Source organism: Maribacter luteus (genome assembly GCF_009674825.1).
GTDB classification, from domain to species: domain Bacteria; phylum Bacteroidota; class Bacteroidia; order Flavobacteriales; family Flavobacteriaceae; genus Maribacter_A; species Maribacter_A luteus.
Map to the genome: position 1 here is coordinate 242,017 of NZ_WKJH01000004.1, position 16,191 is coordinate 258,207.

The 16,191-nt window shown below is 37.6% G+C and carries 11 protein-coding genes; all 11 read left to right on the forward strand.

Going from position 1 to position 16,191, the window contains the following annotated elements:
• The first annotated feature begins 53 nt into the window (after positions 1-53).
• The gene (locus GJ691_RS07825) at positions 54-641 is read left to right on the forward strand and encodes an ankyrin repeat domain-containing protein (protein ID WP_154365543.1); all 588 of its coding nucleotides are present in this window, start codon (positions 54-56) and stop codon (positions 639-641) included.
• A gap of 21 nt (positions 642-662) precedes the next feature.
• Positions 663-1,766, forward strand: a complete 1,104-nt coding sequence (locus tag GJ691_RS07830) for an acyltransferase family protein (RefSeq protein WP_154365545.1) — start codon at positions 663-665, stop codon at positions 1,764-1,766.
• A gap of 333 nt (positions 1,767-2,099) precedes the next feature.
• Entirely contained in the window at positions 2,100-3,638 is a 1,539-nt protein-coding gene (locus GJ691_RS07835) for an amidase (protein WP_154365547.1), read from the forward strand.
• Between the two features lie 374 nt (positions 3,639-4,012).
• Positions 4,013-6,238, forward strand: coding sequence for a formate C-acetyltransferase (pflB, locus tag GJ691_RS07840; protein ID WP_179955062.1), 2,226 nt, complete (start codon positions 4,013-4,015; stop codon positions 6,236-6,238).
• A gap of 60 nt (positions 6,239-6,298) precedes the next feature.
• Positions 6,299-7,072: a pyruvate formate-lyase-activating protein gene (gene pflA, locus GJ691_RS07845; protein WP_154365549.1), complete on the forward strand. Its 774-nt coding sequence runs from the start codon at positions 6,299-6,301 to the stop codon at positions 7,070-7,072.
• Between the two features lie 30 nt (positions 7,073-7,102).
• Positions 7,103-7,882: a formate/nitrite transporter family protein gene (locus tag GJ691_RS07850; RefSeq protein ID WP_154365551.1), complete on the forward strand. Its 780-nt coding sequence runs from the start codon at positions 7,103-7,105 to the stop codon at positions 7,880-7,882.
• Between the two features lie 266 nt (positions 7,883-8,148).
• Complete coding sequence (locus GJ691_RS07855) at positions 8,149-8,619, forward strand: nucleoside deaminase (RefSeq protein ID WP_154365553.1); 471 nt, start codon at positions 8,149-8,151, stop codon at positions 8,617-8,619.
• Between the two features lie 376 nt (positions 8,620-8,995).
• The gene (locus GJ691_RS07860; RefSeq protein WP_154365555.1) at positions 8,996-9,832 is read left to right on the forward strand and encodes a hypothetical protein; all 837 of its coding nucleotides are present in this window, start codon (positions 8,996-8,998) and stop codon (positions 9,830-9,832) included.
• A 109-nt stretch (positions 9,833-9,941) separates the two neighbouring features.
• Positions 9,942-10,718 carry a hypothetical protein gene (locus tag GJ691_RS07865; protein ID WP_154365558.1) on the forward strand — a complete coding sequence of 259 codons (777 nt, stop codon included), beginning with the start codon at positions 9,942-9,944 and terminating at the stop codon, positions 10,716-10,718.
• A gap of 287 nt (positions 10,719-11,005) precedes the next feature.
• Positions 11,006-13,102, forward strand: coding sequence for an acylase (locus tag GJ691_RS07870; RefSeq protein ID WP_154365560.1), 2,097 nt, complete (start codon positions 11,006-11,008; stop codon positions 13,100-13,102).
• 302 nt (positions 13,103-13,404) lie between these two features.
• Positions 13,405-15,936 (forward strand): HNH endonuclease, encoded by a 2,532-nt coding sequence (locus GJ691_RS07875; protein WP_154365562.1) that lies wholly within the window; start codon positions 13,405-13,407, stop codon positions 15,934-15,936.
• The last annotated feature ends 255 nt before the right edge of the window (positions 15,937-16,191 follow it).

The following is a 16,191-nucleotide window of genomic DNA, read 5'->3' on the forward strand; positions in this document are numbered from 1 at the left end:
TGTGGGATCTTTGGACTATCAAAATTAATGTTCAACAAATAATAATTAAAACCATGAGAAAATTACAATTCAAATCAGTAAAAAAAATTACTTACGTCTTATTCATTTTAACATTGACCCTTTCCGCATGTGGGCAACAAAAAAAGAAATCGAACACGAAGGAGACCGCCCAAACCGAAGTAAAGGTTCCCGATATCGAATTGATGGCAGCCGTGGTCAGCGGCAATCTTGAAGCGGTAAAACAACATATCGAGGCAGGAACCGACCTTAATAAAAAAGATGCCATGAGCGGAGCTACCGCTTTAATGTCTGCCATTACCTTCGATAAGACGGAAATCACCAAAGCACTTATAGATGCGGATGCCGATCTATCGATAAAGAACAACGATGGGTCTACAGCCCTACATGTTGCCGCATTTTTCGGTAGGGTAGAGGCGGTTCAAATGTTGATCGATGCCAAGGCGGATAAATCCGTAAAAAACACTTTCGGAGCAACGGCAAGGGAAAGTGTTCTAGCTCCCTTTGCGGATATGAAACCTATTTATGACATGATGCAACAACAATTGGGACCAATAGGTTTACAACTCGATTTTGATGAGCTTGAAAAATCCCGTCCAGTGATTGCCATGATGCTGCAATAAACAAACTAAAACAAAGAAACAATGAAATCAGCACGACGAAACGACATTGATTGGCTACGGGTCATTTCCATAGCCTTGCTCTTGATCTACCATATCGCCATCGTTTTTCAACCCTGGGCCATGTTCGTAGGGTTTATTAAAAGTGAAAAATCGGTAGAGGAATTATGGGTACCGATGACCATGCTTAACGTTTGGCGCATACCTATCCTATTCTTCGTATCGGGTATGGGGCTCTTCTTTGCCATGCGTAAACGCAACTGGAAACAACTCATAGGTGAACGTACTCAGCGTATCTTATTACCATTTGTTTTTGGATTCTTGGCTATTGCTCCCCTGCATATGTTCATTTTCCAAAAATTCTACAACCTGCCGTTGGGTTATTATCCGCATGCAGGCCACCTATGGTTCCTGGGCAATATCTTTGTCTACGTGCTGCTTTTTCTACCGGTTTTCTACATATTAAAACATCGGGGAAACAAAAGGTTAAAGAATATCCTTGATAAAGTGATGTCGAATCCTGTCGGACCTCTATTGATCTCTATTTTCTTTATGTTGGAAGCGGTACTTGTAAATCCCCAGATCTATTCGCTTTATGCAGAAACCTGGCATGGTTTCTTCTTAGGGGCTTTGGCATTCTTCTTCGGTTACCTATTCGTTTACAGTGGCAATAATTTCTGGAGAACCGTAAAAAAATGGAAATGGGGTTATCTAACACTAGCGCTGATATTGTACATTATTCGATATTTTGAATTCAATACGGAAGCACCAGGATATTTAATGGCCTTGGAATCAAATTGTTGGATTTTCGGCATCTTTGGCCTGGTACACCATTACATGAACCGTCCAAGTAAATTACTGAACTATTTAAGTCAGGCCGCATATCCCGTTTACATCATACACATGTTCGTACTGTATTTAGGGGCCTTGCTCATCTTGCCTGTGAAGATCGATCCCTTAATGCAATTTTTTGCCATTACGGTATTCACCTTTGCCGGTTGCTATTTGTTGTACGGGTTACTTATTCGTAGGATTTGGTTTATAAGGCCGTTCTTCGGTCTAAAAAAGAAGAAATCCAATAAAACAAGACAAGTTTCGGTAAGTCAAGAACCGATCGTACAAAAGTAAAACCATTGGTATCGATATTGATTCAGGGAGCCATAGCAAGGTATCCCTGAATTTTTTCATTTTAATAAGAATCATTGGCAAGCAGATAAATTTCTAAACATATATCAAGGATAATGGTGCTGAACCTTTAACACCTTTCAGGTAAAACCTTCCATTATAAATTGATAAAAAAAAGATACATTCAACAAATATTCCTTAATACCAAACCTTTGAAATACTCATTTTATAATAACAACTATAAATCAGTATCATAATGTGAAAAAAAAATTGGAAATCATTAACTTAATCCAACTTGAGTGCCAATTTAAGATTTAAACGAGTGAAATTCAGAATATGAGTATACCGAAAAACCTATATCCCTTCCTTATACTATTCTTAGCTTGCATAGGATGTAAAGAAGAACCAAAAACCACAAATCCTCTTGATATTTCGGAATTGACCATTTCTAAAATCCATAATGGGTATGAACAAAACGATTTTACAAGTGTACAATTAGTACAGGCTTATTTAAACCGAATTCGATTATTGGATACGGTCATAAATTCCATAACGGCCGTAAATCCTAAGGCAATCGAAATTGCGCAAGCATTGGACGATGAATTTTTGGAAACAGGAAAACTAAGACCTTTGCACGGTATTCCGATCCTTGTAAAGGACAACATCAATACAGCAGGACTCCCGACCACGGCAGGTGCATTGGCCTTAAAGGATTTTATTCCCCAAGAAGACGCCTTTATAATTAAAAAACTTGTTGGTGCAGGAGCCATCATCATTGCCAAGACCAATATGGCCGAATGGGCCTTTAGCCCCATGCATACTGAAAGTTCTACTTTCGGTACGACCAGAAACCCATATAATATAGCCCATGTGCCTGCGGGTTCAAGTGGAGGTACGGCAGCTTCCGTTGCAGCAAATTTCGGTACCATAGGATTGGGCACTGACACCGGGAATTCTATTAGAGGCCCTTCTTCACATTGCGCCCTAGTGGGTTTTCGTACCACTTTGGGACTTATAAGCAGAAGTGCCATCGTACCCCTTTATTTAAGAAACGATGTGGTTGGACCCATGGGCAGGACCGTAGAAGATGCGACCAAATTATTGGAAGTCATGGCAGGTTATGACCCAAATGATTCCATCACCACCTATTCAAAAGGAAAAATACCCGGGAATTACACCCAATACTTAAGAAAGGATGGATTAAAAAACGCTAGGATTGGCGTATTGAGGACTTTGAGCGATAACGACCCACACCCAGAAATAAAAGCTTTGTTCGGGCAGGCCCTTTCAGATTTAGACACACTGGGTGCAACGGTTATTGACCCCATAACCATTCCTGATTTTGAGGCTTTAAGGCAAAATCAATGGTGTGCCACATTCACCGAAGATCTGGAAGATTACCTAACCGAATATGTAAAAAACGACACTATAAAGACCATAGAGGACATTATACGTATCGGCAGTAATTCCGAGTTCGCTAAAGAAAGGGTGAAACGCAATGCGGCCAATAGTGGAAGATGGGAAGATTCTGAAATACCTTGTTTAGATGCGTATACCGATATTCGCCGTGTTGCATACCGCGAAGCGATTGAAAAGGTAATGGATTCCTTAAACTTGGATGCCATTGTTTACCCTTCATGGAACCACCCACCTGCAAAGATCAATTTGTTTTCAGAGGAGTACAAAGGAGATAACAATCAAGTTGTAAGTCCACATACCGGTCAACCCGCTTTTACCGTTCCGATGGGATATACCAGTGAAAACCTTCCTGCGGGATTGCAATTTTTAGGCAGAATGTACGATGAACCTAATTTGATCCGACTGTCTTATTCCTATGAACAAGGAACTAAACATAGAAAGGTGCCGAAATTATAAACCTGAATTAAAACATTTCGCCTTTTTTTTGATGGTTCATTTTAATGAATTCGACAAATATATCCTTCAATAAAAAAACAATTCCACTTCATAAAGGGAAAAAATAGGCCGTTTTTAGAAAAATTTACAATGTTTTCCATGTCATATCCCTTTAACTCCATATGCAAAATTACCGCTAAACTATTCTATATTATCCCTCCCTAAAAAAAGTGAAAAATATTTTATTTCCGCACCTCTTGATTTTAGACGCTTCCGCCGTAAACCCCCGTATAAAAGGGCATTTAATGACATTTGTCAGTTTTATCCGGTTTCATAAGTCATAATTTTGGAGCTGTTAAACAATCATTCAAAAACAGAATATTAAACAGATTGATGTGGAAGTAAAACAATTAAAAAGCGGAGTTTGGACAGAGAGTGTCAACGTAAGGGATTTTGTATTCAACAACATTACCCCTTATCATGGAACCCACGATTTTTTAGTAGGACCAAGTGAAAGAACCCAAAGACTTTGGGAAATTTGTAAAGAAGCAACACAAGAAGAAAGACAAAACAATGGTGTTCGTTCTGTAGATACGGAAACGATCTCTACCGTAAGTGCTTTTGAGGCCGGTTATATAGATAAAGAAAATGAAGTAATCGTAGGGCTTCAAACAGATGAGCTGCTAAAAAGGACCATGAAACCGTTCGGCGGATTCAAAGTGGTTCAAAAAGCATTGTCTGAACAAGGGCTTGAACCCAATAAAAGTTTAACGAATTTATTCTCTAAATACGTTAAAACGCATAACGATGGCGTATTTGATGCCTATACTTCGGAAATCAAAAAATTCCGTTCTTTAGGTTTCTTAACAGGATTACCTGACAACTATGCAAGGGGAAGGATCATTGGTGATTATCGCCGTGTAGCGTTATATGGAATCAATTTCTTGATCGAATCCAAAAAAGCGGACTTGGAAAATATTACAGGCCCTATGAGCGATGCCGTAATCCGTTTACGTGAAGAGGTAGCTGAGCAGATCAAGGCGCTTAAGGAAATGATCGAATTAGGAGCCAAATACGATTTGGATTTGGCCCGTCCTGCCCAAAATGCACAAGAAGCCGTACAATGGACTTACATGGCTTATTTAGCCGCTGTTAAGTCTCAAGATGGCGCTGCAATGTCATTGGGTAATGTATCTACTTTCCTTGATATTTTTATTGAGAAAGATTTAGAGGAAGGTTTGATCACCGAGGTGGAAGCCCAGGAATATATTGACCAATTCGTAATGAAATTACGTATGGTCCGCCACTTAAGAATGGGAGCTTATGACGAGATATTCGCCGGGGACCCAACTTGGGTTACCGAAGCAATCGGAGGTATGTTGGCAGACGGAAGAAGTAAAGTGACCAAAACATCTTTCCGTTTCTTGAACACCTTATATAATTTAGGCCCTTCACCCGAACCTAACATTACTATTCTTTGGTCAGAATCCTTACCACAGAACTTTAAGGACTATTGTGCCAAGGTTTCCATCGACACATCTTCCATTCAGTTTGAAAATGATAATTTAATGCGTGAGAATCGCGGTTCTGATGATTATGGGATCGCATGTTGTGTATCTTACCAAGAATTAGGGAAATCCATACAGTTCTTCGGTGCACGTACCAACCTTGCCAAAACGTTATTATTGGCACTTAATGGCGGACGTTGTGAGTTTACCGGACAACAAGTTGTTGATGGTATTCCTGAGTATACTGATGAGTATTTGGATTTCGATAAAGTAATGGCCAACTTTAAGATCGCCATGAAAGAAGTTGCACGTGTTTATAATGACTCTATGAACATTATTCACTACATGCATGATAAGTACTATTATGAAAAGGCCCAAATGGCTTTGATAGATACCAATCCGAGCATCAACCTTGCATATGGTATAGCAGGTTTATCCATTGTTGCCGATTCACTTTCTGCTATAAAACATGCCAAAGTAAAACCTATTAGGAATGAGGAAGGGTTAACTGTCGATTTTAAAATCGAAGGTGAATTCCCATGTTATGGAAATGATGACGATAGGGTGGATCTATTGGCAAGACAAGCGGTAGCTGATTTCAACAACGAACTAAAACAACTACCGGTTTACAAAAATGCAGAACCAACCATGTCTGTTTTAACCATTACATCCAATGTTTCTTATGGTAAGAAAACAGGGGCAACTCCCGATGGTAGGGCACATGGTATACCTTTTGCTCCAGGAGCCAACCCAATGCACGGTCGCGATAAGAACGGAGCCATCGCTTCATTGAACTCCGTATCCAAAATCGACTATAAAGATTCTTTGGACGGTATTTCGAATACATTCTCCATTGTTCCTAAATCCTTAGGTTCATCGGAACAGGATAGGATAGACAACCTAGCAACGACCCTTGATGGATATTTCTCTAGAAATGCACAGCATTTGAACGTGAATGTCCTAAACAAGGAAACATTGTTGGATGCTATGGAAAATCCAGGGGAATACCCACAATTGACCATTCGTGTATCTGGTTATGCTGTCAACTTTGTTCGTTTGACCAAAGAGCAGCAAATGGAAGTTATTACACGTTCTTTCCACGAATCCATGTAATTTTTTTAATATTTGCATTGAACGCATTTGGGATCAGAAGCATAAAGCTTCTTTTCCCAAATGCTCAATATAAATAACTGCCATATCAAAAATCTAGATAACACATTAAGGGTACATTCCATAGAATCGTTCGGAACGCATGACGGGCCGGGAATTCGCATGGTCGTTTTCTTACAGGGATGTAAACTTAAATGCCTGTATTGCCATAATCCGGACACCATTCAAACCTCAGGAGGAACAGAATACCAGATTGAGGAATTGGTAGGTATGGCTTTGAAGATGAAACCATATTTTGGCAAAAAAGGTGGGGTTACCGTTTCAGGTGGGGAACCTTTACTACAGTCCAAAGAATTGGTTCCGTTCTTTAAACGTTTAAAAGAAGAAGGCATCCACACCAATATCGATACCAATGGCAGGGTATTGAATCATTTCACGAAGGAATTGCTAGATGAATATGCAGATCTGGTCATGTTGGATATAAAGCACATGACAGAAGATGGGTACGAGTTTTTGACAGGAATGCGGAATAAAGAAACCACTTTCACATTTGCAAAACACAGGGAAGCCTCAGGAAAAGCCATGTGGTTGCGCTATGTTTTGATTCCCGATATTACCAATAAACCCGAGCTTTTGCATGCCATGGGGCAATATTTCAAAGATTACAAAACCATTGAAAAGATTGAGATTCAACCCTATCATAAATTGGGCATTCATAAATGGGAAACCTTGGGTTGGGAATATCAATTAAAAGATGCCCGTGAAAACACGGAGGAAGAAATAAATGCCGCTTCGGAAATATTGAAAAACTACTTTAAAGAAGTAAAAATAAATTAAGTGTTGTAGAAAACAGCATAGCCATTACACATGAACAACCCTCAAGAAGTCATAACCATAGTAAATAAACTAGCCCTTAAAAAAGGAAGTTACCAGGCAAATAAAACCTTAATGTTGGCTTTCTTGGCAGGAGCTTATATTGCCTTTGGCGGACTTTTAGCCATCATAGTCGGTGGTGGATCACCCGGTATTGCTGCGGAAAACCCAGGTATCACCAAGTTTCTTTTCGGAGCTACCTTTCCCATAGGCCTTATACTTGTAGTCGTGGTAGGTGCCGAACTGTTCACAGGGAACAATGCCTACTTTATTCCCAATGTCATCAATAAAAAACAAGGGGTAGGCGCAGTACTGAAAAATTGGGGATTGGTATATTTCGGGAATTTTATCGGAGCTGTTTTCGTAGCCTACGTAATTACACATTTAACGCACATTGTACACAACTCCCCATTTATAGATTCGGTATTCAGTATAGCCATTGGAAAAACCAGTCATACTTTTTTAGTGACGTTCATAAAGGGTATCGGCGCCAATTGGTTAGTGTGCTTGGCCGTATGGCAAGGAATGGCGGCAAAAGATACGACAGGGAAAATATTCGCCATCTGGTTGCCGGTAATGGCCTTTGTGGCGATGGGTTTTGAACACAGTATCGCCAATATGTTTTTTATTCCATTGGCCATTTTCGAAGGTGCCCAAATCACTTGGGAAACATTTGTCATTAAAAACCTGATTCCCGCTACTTTAGGTAATATTGTAGGAGGCGTAGTTTTTGTCGGTATGTTTTACGGCTACTTATTTGGAAGGGAGAAATAATATCCATCCAAAGAGCATATAACCACTTATAATAGGCCATGTACCTTTCTTACATCATGATACAACACTCTATTTAATAAAAAAAGGGGAGGAGTGATGCCTATATTGTACATCTACATTAAGTGATAAGAAAAGAAGAAAAAGATAGGGCAGATTTAAATGTATACCTTAATTTTATAAAAAGTTTTAAAAAAGCCCATCGCTCTAGATGAGCTTTTTTTATGTAAACGAGAAAGTACTTTTTATCCTATTAAAATAAATTTAAGATGATCAAGGAAAAGTTTATGCAAGAGGCTGTAAATGCAGCCTTAAAAGGAATGCAAAACAACGAAGGAGGACCATTTGGTTGTGTAATTGTCAAAGATGGAAAAATCATCGGAAGAGGTAACAACAAAGTAACATCTACCAACGACCCTACGGCCCATGCAGAAGTTATAGCTATCAGGGATGCGTGCAAAAACCTTGATTCTTTTCAATTGGAAGGTTGTGAGATCTATACGTCTTGCGAACCATGCCCTATGTGCTTGGGAGCTATTTATTGGGCCCGACCAGATAAAGTATACTTTGGCAGTAACCAGACAGATGCTGCCAATATTGGTTTTGATGATGCCTTTATCTATAAAGAGATACCATTGCCCTATAAGGAAAGAAGTATCCCATTTGAGCAATTACTTCCGGAAATGGCGATAACACCTTTTCAAGAATGGGAGAAAAAAGAGGATAAAACGGAGTATTAGATTAAGTAGTTTGTAAACGTAAAAGTGCCATGGCATCAACCAGCCAAAATTTTATACACTAATTTTCTACATGTAGCGTATTCCGAGATTGTAGATGGTTGACTTCTGTTTCTGGTATGACATAAAAACATAAGGTCTTGCCGAGGTTCCCATTGCCTATGCTCATGAAAAAACGGAGGTAATTGTGTTACCTTTGCAACGGCCTTTAGAAAGTTGGTCAATTCTATTGAATCAACTGATAGGCATTGAGAATAAAATCTGAAAAATTGGGTTACGTTTAAATAATAAGGGCATCGCTTTGAAAATGGTACTGAAAAAGTCTTTTACTTACTCCACATTCGTTGGCCTTTTTTTATTAGGTTGTTCATCGACCAAAATGAATAAGGAGGAAATAATCGCTTCGAACCCTATTCAAAATACCACATTAGATATTGGCAATAATAGTAATACAGGGGCTACGAAAGAGGAAATAGATATTCAAAACCATGAACGTATTAGCCAAATAACAGGTCAAAATGCCCCCATATTGGCCCATACTATCGATTCATTGACTCTCGTTGATTTGGGTACAGAGGAAAACGAAATGGTATCCCAACCTATTTCAGAGGAAGAAATTTCGAATACCAATACAATGGACGTTAAAAGCCCAGTGGCCGAAAAGATAGTAGCCAATTATCTGGCAAGCGACAATAAAGAGCCCGGAGGTCATTGCCTTGCGGTAAGTAAAGGTCGTTTTGAGCAAGCGTATAAACAAGTCCATGGACATTTACCCTATCTGGACCTACCGGATAGCATGGCAACAAAATTAAATACTCCAAAACAAGTATTCAATTTGCTTTACGATTCCGCTTCTAGTCCAACCCCGGAATGGCGAAACCTTCCAGAAAAATATAGGGGTAGGGGCAATGCGGGTGCCATTGCATATGCCGGAATGGGTAATTTGGTAGACACAGCCGGAATATGGAGTGGCGAATTAAGACCTGGGGCACTCATCCAAGTTTGGCGATATAAAGAAGACTACGAACAAGTAGTGCAAGGTGCAAATGTCAAAAAACTCGATCCTTACGGACATTCCTTTATTTTTATAAGTTATATCCGCGATGAAAAAAATGAAATTATCGGGCTCAAAATTGCCGATCAAGGTTTTCAAAGTTACAGACCTTTAATACCTAGGGATTACGAAGTGTGGTGGGCAGTGAACCTTACTATCTAAAGGGAACAATCAAAATAAAACAAAAATTTAACATTTTCAATGTAATTTCCTCTTACTTAATACGTTCCAACCAAAGAGTACGATTCCCAAATCTTTAAAAAGTTACATATTGTTTTTTTCTTTACTACTTACTTTAGGGTTACTGAATGATCCTCCACCTAAAATCGATAAGGTGGTAAATCATGGGGTTGCTACAGAAAAACCCTTACCCTTAAAAGAAATCAATAGTATTAATGTTAGCCCGAACTACATCTATAAAACCGATTTGGACAGTATCGTTGCATCTTACGCCAGTACCAAGGTAAATGCCGATCAACTTCGTTTACGTTTAAAGGAAGATCTTCGTATGGGCACTATTTCTTTTGACAACATCAAAACAGCTTTTACCAATCAATTAGTAGATAAGATCATACCTCACTGGTACGGCACCCCTTGGAGTTTTGGGGGCCATACCACGATTCCCAACCAAGGAAAAATTGCTTGCGGTTATTTTATATCGACCACTTTGCGTGATATGGGCATCAACCTCAACCGTTATAAATTGGCTCAAAAATCACCTTTTGACGAAGCAAAAATGATAAGTTGCGGCTCCGAAATAAAACAGATCGTTCAAGATACCCCGGAAAAAGCATTGGAGGAAATCAATGGCTTAACGAAAGAAGGACTCTATTTCATAGGTTTTGACGAAGGTCATGTGGGCTATCTTTTAAAACGCGAAGGGGAACTGTTTCTGATCCATTCCAACTATCTTGCCCCAGTTGCCGTTTGTATGGAAACACTCAAAGAATCCCGTGTTTTTAAGCGTTTTACTAAATTTCACCTTGTAGCTATTTCCCATAACGAGGCCCTTTTGCAACGTTGGTTAGACAATGGTACGGTATTGTAAGGTGCCACCGACAAACAACAGGAATTGCAAGCCGTGATTCAGCTTTATCGGGCCCTTGGGGGAGGTTGGCTCAATTAACAAGGGAACCTTATGACCAAAGGAATAGGTGGGCGAAAGGGGTGATTACTTCTTCAGCCCACCTATTTGGTATGGGGCTTTACCAAAACTTCACTCTGGTATATCTTTACCGTTTGTAGAAAGAACAGAAATGTAGTAACTTGTTTGGGTAATTCATTGATTTCCTATTCCTTAAACGGAATTAACCACCACCAAACGAACATTACATCATGAAAATCCATCTAATTATTGCTTCACTTGTCCTTCTGTTCTTTACTGATTCCTACGCTCAAAAATCAAATTCCGAAACCCAAATTTCATGGGATACTTGGGGCGTGCCCCATATTACATCGGACAATATCAAAGATCTGTTTTATGCCCAAGGTTGGGCACAGATGCACAATCATGCCAATTTGATCCTGGAACTCTATGGTAGTTCCAGGGGCAAGGGTTCTGAATATTGGGGCAGTACAAAACTTGAGAACGATATGCTGATCCATACGTTAGGGTTCGAAGCATTGGCCGATCAGTGGGAAAAGGAACAAGACCCAGAAACCAAAATAATTTTCAGCTCTTTTGTTGCAGGCCTAAATGCCTATGCTAAAGCCCATCCGGAGGCCTTGGATGAAAAAAACAAAATAGTTTTGCCCTTAACGACAAAGGATATAAACATGCACCTTATGTATGTTGTTTTTACACGGTTTATCGGAGGCAGCGATTTAGGGCGTATACAACAATGGCCAGACATGGGAAGCAATACCTATGCTATCGCCCCAAAACGATCTTCTTCAGGTAATGCTATGTTGGTGCAGAATCCACACTTACCTTGGTGGCGAGAATTTCTATTTTTTGAATCCCACCTTAACCTAGATGGTAAAAACATGTACGGAAGTACTTTAGTGGGTTTCCCCGGTATCGCCATTGGGTTTAATGAACATTTAGGTTGGAGCCATACAGACAACACCATAGATAATGCGGACACCTATGAATTGGAATTAAAAGAAAATGGCTACTTGCTAGACGGGATGGTAAAAGCCTTTGAAAGCACTAAAAAAACGATTAAAATAAAACAAGAAGATGGATCCCTGGTCGAACAGGAAATACCATTGCTAAAAACCGTACATGGCCCTGTTGTAAATCGTAAAGAAGGTAAGGTTCTGGCGTTGCGCATGGTTGGGCTAGACCGGCCCAACATGGTATTGCAATGGTGGAGGATGATCAATAGCTCTAGTTTTGATGAGTTTGAAACCGCTTTGAAAATGGCACAGATCCCATTTTGGAATGTTATGTATGCCGATAAGGCAGGAAGCATTTTCTATCTCTTCAATGGTCTTGTACCCAAACGGACAGAAGATTCCTGGGCGTATTGGAACCGTATAATTCCCGGTGGAAAATCTGCCGATATATGGACAGAGGTACACGATTATGCAGATTTGCCAAAAGTAAAGAACCCTTCGAACGGATGGCTTCAAAACGCCAACGACCCACCATGGACAAGTACCATACCCATGACCTTGAACCCTGATGACTATCCGGGTTATATGGCCCCAAAAAGTATGGCTTTTAGACCACAACGCTCGGCAAGGATGTTAATAGAAGACGAATCGATCACATTTGATGAATTGGTGGAGTACAAACTCTCTACCCGTCTGGAATTCGCCGATAGAATTCTGGATGATTTATTTGCTGCCGTAGATGCCTCGGGTTCCGAAAAGGCAAAAGAGGCCAAAATTGTTTTGGAAAATTGGGACCGTGAAGCTGATGCGGATAGTAAAGGAATGCTCTTATTCTATAGTTGGGCAAGGAAATTCAATGTCAGGAAAAATTCGAATTACGCGCAGCCATGGAGTATGGATAAGCCCAACACGACGCCAGATGGTTTTGCTGACCAAACAACCGCCGTTCAACTCTTGGAACAATCAGCCCAGGAGATTAAGAGCAAATTCGGCCGATTGGATATCCCTTGGGGAGATTTTTATAGGATTAACTACAACGGAAAGAACCTACCGGCCAATGGCATTGAAGGTTCTATGGGCGTTTTTCGTGTAGCATGGCCAGGAGGGAAGGATGAAAACCATATGTTTGTGGGTGGCGGCGATTCTTGGGTAGGTATCATAGAGTTTGGTGATGAAGTAAAAGCCAAGGTGTTGTTGTCGTATGGTAATGCCACCCAGAAAAATTCGCCCCATAATGGGGATCAGTTGGCATTATTCTCCAAAAAGGAATTGCGCGATGCTTGGTTTACCAAAGAAGAGGTTAAGGCCCATACGGCGAAAACGGAAGTGCTCTCAGAAAGTGGGTTTGTCTCAAAACCCAACAAGGACTAGCATAACTACCTGTTTGCTGCCATATGGAAGGGGAGAATTATCACTTTTTTTAACCTCATTACGGAAATCTGTAAAATTTTACTTTTTGAATTGGATATATTTATACATCTAATTTAAAATCAAAGACCATGACACCAATTTAAGCTATTAAGCCAGGACCTAAGCCAAAAAAGAGGATGGTTCCGATGATAAGCGAAGAAGGGTTGCTCCTGAAATTTTGCGATGACGTAGGAGGGAAGCATAATATGTGCGGAATGATTTATTATACCTACAATTTCATATTTTAGATACCTAATATTATTATGGGATTCTCACCAAAAATAAAAGTTCAAGCTTTAGTTGCATCAGCACGCCATTGTTGTGCTTGCCATAAAGCTGCAAGAAGAAATATAGAGGTTCATCACATTATACCTTATTATATTTCTAATGATAATAGTTTTGAAAATGCAATCCCTTTGTGTTTTGATTGTCACAGCGCAGCAGGACACTACAATAACAAAGAACCTAAAGGAAATAAATACTCGTTAGAAGAATTAAGAAAGCATAGAGATAATTGGTATAAAATTGTAGCTGAAGGAAAAGCTAAATATTTTGATATTGAAGAATATAATAAAAGGTATTTACCTGTTTTCCAAAGTATAGATAAAGTTACTAATAAGAGTTTTTCAGAATTATTTTCTAACAATTTAGTCGCCTTTACTCAAGCAGAGCAAGACGAAATAGAAAGGATATTTCGCAGACTTATACTCAATAATTCGGCATTAATAAAAGGCGAACCTGCTATAGGTAAAACGGTTTATGCACTTAAAATTGCACAAAAATTCAAAGAAAGTAATTATGCTGTACTTTATCATAGCTTTAAATATCATAAGTTTAGTGCAAATGAAATAGTTGAATCGCTTAATAATATGCGTGATGAGAATATACTATTCATCATAGATGATTGTCATTTAGACATTGAAAACGCTTCAAAAATCAAATATTATTTTGCAAACAACAATTCTCCCTCATGCTTTTTGTTTTTATCCAGAAATATTTCAAACCATTTAGATTTCTCTAACACATTTAATTCAAATTTTTTTGATGAATTCAAGAACTCATCTCTTGATTTAGGGGTTATTAGGATGTCCAAAAAAATTGAAACCATAATTAAGAAATATAAAAAATATTATATATCCAAAAATTCAAGACAATATTATGTTGGCAATAATTCCAAGATAATTAAACATGTTGGTGATAATTTAATTGCCTTAAAAGCATATTTAATATTATGGGAAAATGAGGAAACTTTAAGTAAAATTGGTAAGGAAAGAATGCTGGAAGAATTCTATCAAAGACAATACCTTAAATTCAATAAAGAAACAATAAATTGTCTAAATATTTATCTGTCATTATACTCTTTTGAAATTCCATTTGAGACAATCCCTAAATTTGAAAATGAGACATTGAAATTAGAAAAAGATGGTATTATTTTCAGATATAATAGTACTCTATACTTTGAACATTCAAAAACAGCCAATTTATATTTAGAATCATATTATAAATATTCTACCGAAAGAGTTGATAAAAAGTTCGACACTTTAGAAGCTTTCATTGATTCAAACTTAAAACAATATTTGAAATTTTTTAAAAACGATGAATATCCTGATAATACGCATCATTTAATAACTCATTTCTTATCTAAAGGAAAAAAATATTCTGACTTTTTAAATAAAGGAATTGAAAATATTTTGCTTAAATATTATTCTAAATGTGATGTAAATGAAACTCTTGTTTTTATTAATCGTGTTTCCATTTATGCACCAGAATTATTTAATTATTATTTTAAAAAACTCATTCTTGAAAGTAAGATTTCGAAAAAAATCTTAAATAATGAAATGTTTTCATTTTATTATGCTAGTTATAGAAGAAATCTAAAACCAACAGGAAATGACTATATAAAAGAACTTTTTCATTATAATGAAATTTGCAATTTTTTCAATAATTCTAATTTAACAGGCTTTAGACAAGGAATCGCGTTTCTGTTTAATCTTGGTGAACAAAATTTAGCTCTAAAATTACTACAAGATTCTGATAACAATTCAATTTTATCCAAGATTTACAGGTCTAATATTTCTGAAATTAGTCATTTTTTCAACTCTTTACATAAAATAAATGAAATAAGAGGATTAGAATTAATGAATGAGCTTATTAAATCAGGTACATTTTATGAAGAATTAAAAGGTATGAGTACTAATATTATAAATTTATCTGAACTAATTGGAGCAATAAATAGATATAGCTTTGATTTATTAAAATTATTCTCAAAAAAATATCAAATAAACTCTGAAAAAATATCTGAAGGAATTAACTATTTAAATATTAGATTTTTCCTTAACAATTTTCAATTATATTTTGAATTATATCCTTTATCCACTTTTAAAATTTTATTATTTATTGAAGATGAAGCCTATATTAATTTATCAAAAAAGATAGTAAAATATGATAATAAGTCATATAAACATATAACCATTCTTTTCATTGGTTCACATTATAAAAACATTGGTGAAGCAAGAGAAGTATTATTAGATGATATGATAGAAAATATGGAGAAAGTAAGGAGTTCTTTTGATTTTAATCAATATGTAAAAATTTTATATTTAATGTCAAATTATTATGACATGACAGGGTTTGTTAATGAAGTAGATAAACAAAAACAGAATGTTTTAAAACAAAAAATCGGTAATTTAAAAGATTTGAGCAAAGTAAATGAATCAATTATGCTTTTGGATAAAATACTTCCTGGACAAAATAAAGTATTCAGTAAATGGTTACAGAAGAATAGAAAACATTAATGGTTTCTTTATTTAATAATGACCTCAAAAAACTTTGGCTAAAACAATAGATGAATGGAGCGTCCATATTTTAGGGTGCTGGTTACTATTTTTATTGACAATTGGAAAGGTTCTTAAACCTTAGATCAGTCCTGTCCTGAACAAAGTCGAAGGGATAGGAGGGGAGTGGTCTCGAAGATTCGTGGATTCGTTGCCCTGCCGGTTAGATAAAGCAGGCGGTTTCCCCATATAGTTGATTGTAAACCATATCAATTG

Coding starts and splice junctions, on each gene's coding strand:
- GJ691_RS07825 (WP_154365543.1), top strand. CDS start 54: ATGAGAAAATTACAATTCAAATCAGTAAAAAAAATTACTTACGTCTTA.
- GJ691_RS07830 (WP_154365545.1), top strand. CDS start 663: ATGAAATCAGCACGACGAAACGACATTGATTGGCTACGGGTCATTTCC.
- GJ691_RS07835 (WP_154365547.1), top strand. CDS start 2,100: ATGAGTATACCGAAAAACCTATATCCCTTCCTTATACTATTCTTAGCT.
- pflA (WP_154365549.1), top strand. CDS start 6,299: ATGCTCAATATAAATAACTGCCATATCAAAAATCTAGATAACACATTA.
- GJ691_RS07850 (WP_154365551.1), top strand. CDS start 7,103: ATGAACAACCCTCAAGAAGTCATAACCATAGTAAATAAACTAGCCCTT.
- GJ691_RS07855 (WP_154365553.1), top strand. CDS start 8,149: ATGATCAAGGAAAAGTTTATGCAAGAGGCTGTAAATGCAGCCTTAAAA.
- GJ691_RS07860 (WP_154365555.1), top strand. CDS start 8,996: ATGAATAAGGAGGAAATAATCGCTTCGAACCCTATTCAAAATACCACA.
- GJ691_RS07870 (WP_154365560.1), top strand. CDS start 11,006: ATGAAAATCCATCTAATTATTGCTTCACTTGTCCTTCTGTTCTTTACT.
- GJ691_RS07875 (WP_154365562.1), top strand. CDS start 13,405: ATGGGATTCTCACCAAAAATAAAAGTTCAAGCTTTAGTTGCATCAGCA.